The sequence below is a fragment of the Desulfovibrio sp. genome (genome assembly GCF_018379785.1).
In the GTDB taxonomy this organism is placed as follows: Bacteria; Desulfobacterota; Desulfovibrionia; order Desulfovibrionales; family Desulfovibrionaceae; genus Desulfovibrio.
Window position 1 is genome coordinate 1 of the sequence record NZ_JAGZUV010000098.1, and the last position, 7,376, is coordinate 7,376.

Sequence of the window (7,376 nt, forward strand, 5' to 3'; positions counted from 1 at the left end):
GGCCTGACCGTGCTGGCCGTCATGGGACTCGCTCTTCTGGAAGGCGCCACCTATCAGAAAGGCATTTTCTGGGGCTGCCTGGTAGCCCTTTCCTCCTCGGCCATCGTGCTGCGGATCCTGCAGGAACGCGGCACCACCAATACGCCCACGGGACGTCTTTCCCTGGCCATTCTGGTATTCCAGGACATCATGGTGGCACCCATGCTGCTCTCCGTGCCTCTGCTGGCGGGCACACTGGAGCTTTCGCTGGAAAACGCGTTCTTTTCCGTCCTCTGGGTAGTCCTGGCACTGGGCGGCGTGCTGCTTTTCGCCCATTTCGGGCTCAATCGGCTGATGGAAGCCGTCATGCGCACGCGTACCCGTGAAATTCTGCTGCTGACCACGCTGGGCCTGTGCATGGGCATGGCCCTGCTGACCAGCGCCCTCGGCCTTTCTCTTTCCCTGGGGGCCTTTCTGGCCGGTTTACTGCTGGCCCGCTCTCAATACAGCATGAGCGTCATCTCCGGCATCCTGCCCTATCGCGACGTGTTCATGAGCCTCTTTTTCATTTCCGTGGGCATGATGCTCAATGTGGACTTTTTCGCGCATCATCTCTTTGACATCATCCTGAGTACCTGCCTGTTCGTCCTTATCAAAGCCCTGCTGGCCCTGCCCGCAGTGCTGATCCAGGGCTATCCCCTGCGCGCGGCCATCATCACCGCCCTGTCGCTGGCCCAGGTGGGCGAATTCTCCTTTGTACTGGCCGCTTCCGGCCTTGCCGCGGGCCTTTTCGACATGACCGCCTACCAGAACTTTCTGGCTGTGAGCGTGTTGACCATGATGCTCACCCCCGGCCTGATCTCCATAGCGCCGCGCCTGGCCGACCTGCTCACGGGCTGGCGCAATAAAAAACAACTGGAGAACGAGGAAGCTAAAGGCGAAGAGAGTTCGCTGGAAGACCATCTGATCATCGTGGGCTTCGGCATCAGCGGCAAGCATCTGGCCCATGTAGCGCACGAATCGGGCATTGCCTACACCATTCTGGAAATGAATCCCGAAACCGTGCACCGCTATCACGGCAAGGAGCCCATCACCCACGGCGACGCCACCCAGCCGGTGGTGCTGGAACACCTGGGCGTGGAAAAGGCGCGGGTGCTGGCGATCATCATTTCCGACCCGGCGGCGGTGCGGGCTATCACCATTGAGGCACGCAGGCTCAATCCCAATCTGTACATCGTGGCCCGCACCCGTTTTGTGACCGAAGTGGCCCCGTTGCGCCGCCTGGGGGCCAACGACGTGATCGCCGAAGAATTTGAAACCTCCATTGAGGTTTTCAGCCGCGTGCTTACCCAGTATCTGATACCCCGGCAGGATATCGACGCCTTTGCCGCGCGCATCCGCCAGATGAACTACCGGATGATCCGGCGTATGAGCAATGCGGTGGACCCTCTGGATGAGGTGGTCAGCCGTCTGCCGGACATGGGCGTGCAGGCCATGCGGCTCGGGCCGGATTCGCCGCTGTGCGGCCAGCCCCTGGCCCAGAGCGATCTGCGGCCCCGCTACGGCGTGACCGTGGTGGCGATCCACCGCCAGGGCGAAATCGAGGCTTCGCCGGGACCGCAAACCCGCTTTGAGGCCGACGATATCGTCTATCTTTTCGGCAAGACCGACAAGCTGTATGCCGTCAAGCCCCTGTTCTCCGGCCCGCTAAAGGAAAGCGGCATTCCGGCCGGGAGCGCGGCGGCCGGCTAGGAGTTGTTTTTAGAGCAGTTTGACTTTTCCCGTCGCGGGCGGGCTGACAAGCGGTACGGCAACGGCTGGTGCCCTTGGCGAACAACAAAAACCTTACCTGAAAAACAGTCCTCGCGGTAACCTAAAGAAACAGCTACGGTTTCGACGGTGCGGGGTTCTTTGTTCCGGCGCTCCGCTCCTGCGCCGACGGCGGCTGAAAAACCACAAAATGGGGCGTTTCTTCCACCACCCGCCACTCATGGCGCACCCGTTGCGGCACGGAGTACCCGGCGCGGTCATAGGCGTCGGCCTTGCGTGTGTCCAACTGATCCCGTTCCATGAAAACCGTAAGTTTCTTGTCCAGCAGTTCCTGGTACAAGGCATCCACTTCGGCGTTGATTTCCCAGTCGATAAGCCAGTCGGAGCCGTAGACCGGTCTGTCGTTGTTGAGGTAGTAGGCAAAGGAAAAGCCGGGCATGGTTTTGTAGTCCGGCCCGTACTTGGCCCGCAGAGCCTTGAGCTCCGCCAGCCTGGCGTACATGTCCGCGTCCACCCTGACGCCGCCTGCCTTGGGGTAGATCTGCCCGGCGTCCAGGTTCAGCGCGGCTCGGGGCATGGGCCGCACCGGAAAAACATAGGGGTATTGATATCCGACCCCAAAAATCAGCAGACCGGTCAGCAGGCTGGCCCAGGCCAGAACGCGCGCATTGCCGCCCAGACGGGCATGCACCAGCAGAAAAGAAAAAAGCAGGGGCACGGCGAAAAAAGCCGGGATCTTGTAGCCGCCGCTGATGGCCACGGACCATGCCGCCAGCAGGCCCGCGCCCAGCCCCACGCTGGCCCGCCAACGCGGATGCGGCGAGGCGGCGTCGCGCAGCCAGGGCGTCAGGAATACCTGGGGAAAGAGCACGCACAGCCCCCCCAACACGACGAACAGAGTGGGCCAGGACAGGCCATAGCCGATCCAGGTCTGTGTACGCAACACTTCCCGGATATACCAGACCGCCAACAGCAAAAGATAGATGTAGGCCGGTTGCAGGGCGGCGGGCAACGTTTTTTTGAGCAGCCTGGCCGCCAGCCAGGGCAGGACGGCCAGGCCGGGCAGCCACCAGCTCTGACGCAGATAAATAAAAATGCCCGCGTCCAGAGCTTCGCGGATATCCAGTTGGCCTGTGGTCATGCGCGAAAACGCGGCCAGGGCCCCGGCATGGTACAACAGGCCATAGGCCAGAGCCACGAGACCCAGCCAGGCGGCCAGACAGTATGCGGCTTCCCGCCGCCGGGGCCGGACCAACCAGATCAGCAGGACCACCGCCGGGGGCACCAGCAAAAAGGACTGCTTGCACAGCATGGCGCAGCCCGCCAGCAGTCCGGCGGCCGCGGGCCAGCCGCTCACGGCGGCCCACAGGGCCCCTCCGGCGAAAAGGATGCCGTCCACCGTATGCCAGGGCATGTGCGGAAAACTGTGCACGCCCCAGACGAAGCCGCAGGTGGCCAGCAGAGGCAACGGCAGACCCAGAGCCTCCAGGCGGAAGAGCCTGTCCAGAAAAAGCGCCGCGAACCAGGAAGCCGCCAGCATGCCCGCCACGAAACCGGCCTTGCCCGCCAGCACGTTGACATTCTCCGGCGTGAGCCACATCCAGAAAGCATGCCAGTACAAAGGCAGGGCGGGCTTGATATAATAAAAATCCCGGTAGGGCACCTGCCCTTCCAGAATGCGCCAGGCATAGCCGTAAAAATAGCCGAAATCCGTGGTGTCCATGCCGTAGGGCGTGTAGAACAGCAGATAGGCCAGAGGCGTCAGCACGGCGGCGGCCCAGGCCCAGCCGCGCGCTTGTTTCCCAGTCGATTGCGCCATTGTTGTGTTTTCCTCTTTCCGAAGGTCTCTGCCGCGCGGCGTACCACAGGCCCGGTTCTCTGGCAAGGCGCCGGTCGGCCCCGCGCGGCGGCATGTCCGCTTGCGCATTTTGCCGGAGCCAGCTAAGGTAATAAATTACAAACATGGAACATGCCGTCGGGATTGCCGGACGGCTGTCTGTAGCGTCATATCTTCGGCGGATTTTGCCATGCCTGACGACATATGGTTGCGTGCCCTGCTGCGCAACACCAAGGATATCGCCATATTGGGGGCCAAAGACAAGCCCGGCCAACCTGTGGACGGCGTGGGCCGCTATCTGCGGGGACAAGGCTACACGATATGGCCGGTGCACCCCGCGCGCGCTACGGTCTGGGGGCTTGCGGCCTATCCGGACTTGGCCGCCCTGCCCAAGCCCGTGGATATTATTGACGTCTTTCGCGCGCCGCAGTATTGCCCGGAGCACGCGCGCCAGGTGCTGGCCCTGCCCTGGCGGCCAAAAATTTTCTGGATGCAGTCGGGCATTGTCTCGCCCGAAGCGCGGGAACTGCTTGAGGCGGCGGGCGTGGCCGTGGTGGAAAACGCCTGCCTGATGGTGGAACACGCCCGCCTGCTTGGCAGCGCGGCGGAACAGCAAGCATAAGGTTGGTTGTTCATGGCTTCCGAGAGCACGGAAACTGTGTTTCAATGCCGCATGTGCGGCCTCTGCTGTGAAGGCCGCGGCGGCATTGTGGTCAGCCCGGCCGATCTCACGCGTCTTGCCGCATTTCTGCATCTCGCGCCGGAAGAGGTCATTAAACGCTACGGCGAACATTCGGGTGGAAAACTCAAAATCCGCACGGGCGACGACGGCCGCTGTATCTTTTTCCGGGACGGCCAGGGTTGCGGCGTGCACGAAGGCAAGCCCGCCATCTGTCGGGCCTGGCCTTTTTTCCGGGGGAATATCGAAGATCCGGCCAGTCTGGCACTGGCCAAGGACTTCTGCCCCGGCATCGCGCCCGAAGTGCGTCATGCCGAATTCGCCCGCCAGGGCCTCGCCTATTTGCGCGAAGAAGGCCTGCTGGCCCATGACCCTTCCTGTGAAGCCAACGCGCTGATCCTCAAGTAAATAACGATGCGACGCCGTCCCCGCCAGCTCTCCGTCAAGGAATGCTACGAAATCCTCAAGCTCGACAAGGGCGCGGATATGCAGGCCGTCAAACGGGCCTACCGCCGTCGTGCCTTTGAGCTCCATCCGGATCTGAATCCCGGCAATGCAGACGCCAGCCGTCAGTTCCAGTTGCTCAATGAGGCCTATGTGGCTCTTTCGGCCGTACTCAAACCGGCCGAGGACGCCAGGCACAAGGATCAGGCCCGCCGCGCGGCCCGAGCGGAAGGCCCGTCGGCCTCCGGCGAAGCGCAGGCGGAAGAGCGCCGCGAACGGATGCAACAGCCGACCGGCGCGCCCTCGGGCAACAGTCAGGAAACGCCGCGCGAGGAAGCCCGGACTTCGGCACAGGCAAACGGCCAGGCGGCATCCGGCACCTCCCGGGACGCGCGGAATGAACCGCAGACAGAGACCCGGAACGACCAAGCCGCGCAGCAGGCCGGAAACGCCTCCAACGCCTACGCCGAACAGGACGTGTTACGGGATCTGCTCAATGATCCTTTTGCCCGGCGTGTCTTTGAGGACATTTACAGTGAACTGAACCGCCAGCAGGCCGACCAGCATCAGAACGAAACACCCAAGAACGCGGCCCAGCCCCGCCCGGCAGCCCAGGAGAAGAAAAGCACCAAGCTGCACCAGGGCAATCTTGCCTGGGGCACTCCCAAATGGAATTTGGACTTCAATAAGGGCGTCAAGGGCGTGGTCAAGGACTGGCTGCGCCGCCAGATCGACGAGGAGCAGAGCCTGACCCTGCCCGCAGCCCGGCTTGCTCCGGGCAGGCGCGTGCGTCTGCAGATCCGTCGGGGACTTTCCGGCGAACTGCATACGGTGGAAATCACTCTGCCGCCGGATTTCGCGGTGGGCAAACCCGTGCGCCTGCGCGGCCTAGGCAAGCGCGTGGGCCCCTGGCAGGGCGATCTCTATCTGACCCTGTACAATGAATAGCCAGGCCCGTAACGGGGCAATGCTCTACAGGGGTTCTTCAGCGACGTTGAAGGTAAATTCCCCGCTTTCCTCGCCTCCCACCACATAGCGCAAGCGCTCAAGCACAGCGTTGCCGGCGTCGAAAGTCAGCACCACGGGTTTTCTGGAATAGATATCACCGGGGCCGTTGACATACTCCACTGCGCTGATGATCAATTCGTCGCCCTGCTGGCAGGTGCGCGCGGCCGCGCCGTTGAGGATGCAACAGCGGGAACCGGCCTCGCCGTAAATCACATAGGTGGAAATGCGCTGTCCGCTGTTCTTGTTCCAGATATTGACGAATTCCAGTGGATAGATGCCCGCCAGGGCGCACTGCTCCGGATCAAGTGTAATGGAACCATGATAATCCAGCACGCAGCCGGTCACGTGAATGCCGTGCAGTTTGGCCCGCAGAATCTGAAGCATATTCCCGCCTTTGGCTTGGCCGCACAGGCGCGCAACAACGCTGTGAGACCGCGATCTGAAAAAAAGGCCGCGCGGGCGGCCTGGAAAATTCGGGGATATTTCCGTCTGTTCCTGAATGGATAGCGGCGGGCACGGAACTCAATAGGCCCGGATGTATTCGTCCATATTTTCCGCGGAGCAGTTGCGGCTGACCCAGAAGGCCGAGGCCCAGACCATCAGGGCCGTGGCCTGCGTGTCGTCCAGGCCCTTGAGTTTGGATTCCAGACTGGATTTGCTGGCCCCATGGCGCAGATGCACGTTATTGACGTCACAGGCATCCGTCACCCGCAGCAAGAGGTAGGACAGCCGGGTGTGGTCGGGCATCAGCTTCATGTCCTTGTGGGCTTCCACGATGGTTTTCAGCTCGGCCGCGCTGAACATGTGCTTGATACTGGTAATGGCCCGAAAAAAAGTATCCACCGCCCAAGGCAGAATAAATTCCGCTCCGGCGCTCTTGGTGCGAAAATAATCTTTGAGCCAGCGTTCCTGATCATCATTGATGCGTGCTGCAACCTGCGGCATGGATGCCCCCGATACTTACGTGCGGCCCGGCCTGTAAACCGGGTATCAGTTTTATGTTATGCGCCATCTGCTTTTCTTGGAGCATGTTCACATTGAAAATGTAAACTGCCCGGCACCTGCAAAACTGCCTCGAAGAGCGGTCCACAGGACCGTGCCCGTTGGCCCGCAGAGCTTACGGGATCGAAACCAAAGATACAGACACCCGCGCCCGAACCAAAGAATAATCGCGTTTTTCGCACGCCAGCCATTGCCGCAATGGGCTTGTGAATGGCGACAGCAGCGAAAGGGTAAGGGCCGCGTCACAGCCTTGAAAATGAACACTTTCAAAACGCATCTGTTTTAGTGGCTACACTACCTTGCAGAAAAATTCAAGACATGATCTAGACATGATTTCAGAAACATTTCCAGTTGGTTCCGCCCGCACGGCGGACAGTCCGCTCGCTTGTGCCGCGCAGTGCCTCCGCCGCACGATCGGAACTCTGCCCAAGGCGGGCTTGAGGAGGCATCCATGGCGTCCTGATCCGAAGGAGAAACGGACGCTTTCCACGCGCTCAAATCCGCCCTGCTGCGGATGCACGCCGCCACAATGCCCAACCCAAATCAAAACCACCCGCCTAGCGGGTGGTTTGCTCCAGCCCTATAAGGGCTTGTTACCGGCCAGCGTCTAAAGGCGCCGGCTTTCACTTTGTTCAAGCCCAGAGCCTTTGTCGCTTT

Annotated in this window: 7 protein-coding genes; 4 read left to right on the plus strand and 3 right to left on the minus strand. The window is 61.3% G+C overall.

What is annotated here, in order from left to right; translation table 11 throughout:
- Positions 1-1,731 (plus strand): cation:proton antiporter (locus KH208_RS14565; RefSeq protein ID WP_291437499.1); only part of this gene is annotated, 1,731 nt, incomplete at its 5' end.
- 133 nt (positions 1,732-1,864) lie between these two features.
- Here KH208_RS14565 and KH208_RS14570 read toward each other — a convergent pair.
- Positions 1,865-3,568 (minus strand): hypothetical protein, encoded by a 1,704-nt coding sequence (locus KH208_RS14570; RefSeq protein ID WP_291437501.1) that lies wholly within the window; start codon positions 3,566-3,568, stop codon positions 1,865-1,867.
- A 208-nt stretch (positions 3,569-3,776) separates the two neighbouring features.
- On the opposite strand from KH208_RS14570, the gene KH208_RS14575 reads away from it, so the two are divergent.
- Genes KH208_RS14575 through KH208_RS14585 form a run of 3 tightly spaced genes read left to right on the plus strand, consistent with a single transcriptional unit; the run spans position 3,777 to position 5,657 of the window.
- Positions 3,777-4,208 carry a CoA-binding protein gene (locus KH208_RS14575; RefSeq protein WP_291437502.1) on the plus strand — a complete coding sequence of 144 codons (432 nt, stop codon included), beginning with the start codon at positions 3,777-3,779 and terminating at the stop codon, positions 4,206-4,208.
- A 12-nt stretch (positions 4,209-4,220) separates the two neighbouring features.
- Positions 4,221-4,673, plus strand: coding sequence for a YkgJ family cysteine cluster protein (locus KH208_RS14580; protein WP_291437504.1), 453 nt, complete (start codon positions 4,221-4,223; stop codon positions 4,671-4,673).
- A gap of 6 nt (positions 4,674-4,679) precedes the next feature.
- Positions 4,680-5,657: a J domain-containing protein gene (locus tag KH208_RS14585; protein WP_291437506.1), complete on the plus strand. Its 978-nt coding sequence runs from the start codon at positions 4,680-4,682 to the stop codon at positions 5,655-5,657.
- A 24-nt stretch (positions 5,658-5,681) separates the two neighbouring features.
- Here KH208_RS14585 and KH208_RS14590 read toward each other — a convergent pair whose 3' ends face one another.
- Together KH208_RS14590 and KH208_RS14595 are read right to left on the minus strand one after the other, a co-directional pair.
- A complete protein-coding gene (locus KH208_RS14590; RefSeq protein WP_291437508.1) occupies positions 5,682-6,101 on the minus strand; it encodes an aspartate 1-decarboxylase in 420 nt (139 codons plus the stop codon).
- Positions 6,102-6,239: 138 nt separating this feature from the next.
- A complete protein-coding gene (locus KH208_RS14595; protein ID WP_008684318.1) occupies positions 6,240-6,662 on the minus strand; it encodes a hypothetical protein in 423 nt (140 codons plus the stop codon).
- Between the last annotated feature and the right edge of the window lie 714 nt (positions 6,663-7,376).

Bases quoted from the DNA above. Each gene is read 5' to 3' on its own strand.
- KH208_RS14570 (WP_291437501.1), bottom strand. From the start codon at position 3,568: ATGGCGCAATCGACTGGGAAACAAGCGCGCGGCTGGGCCTGGGCCGCC.
- KH208_RS14575 (WP_291437502.1), top strand. From the start codon at position 3,777: ATGCCTGACGACATATGGTTGCGTGCCCTGCTGCGCAACACCAAGGAT.
- KH208_RS14580 (WP_291437504.1), top strand. From the start codon at position 4,221: ATGGCTTCCGAGAGCACGGAAACTGTGTTTCAATGCCGCATGTGCGGC.
- KH208_RS14585 (WP_291437506.1), top strand. From the start codon at position 4,680: ATGCGACGCCGTCCCCGCCAGCTCTCCGTCAAGGAATGCTACGAAATC.
- KH208_RS14590 (WP_291437508.1), bottom strand. From the start codon at position 6,101: ATGCTTCAGATTCTGCGGGCCAAACTGCACGGCATTCACGTGACCGGC.
- KH208_RS14595 (WP_008684318.1), bottom strand. From the start codon at position 6,662: ATGCCGCAGGTTGCAGCACGCATCAATGATGATCAGGAACGCTGGCTC.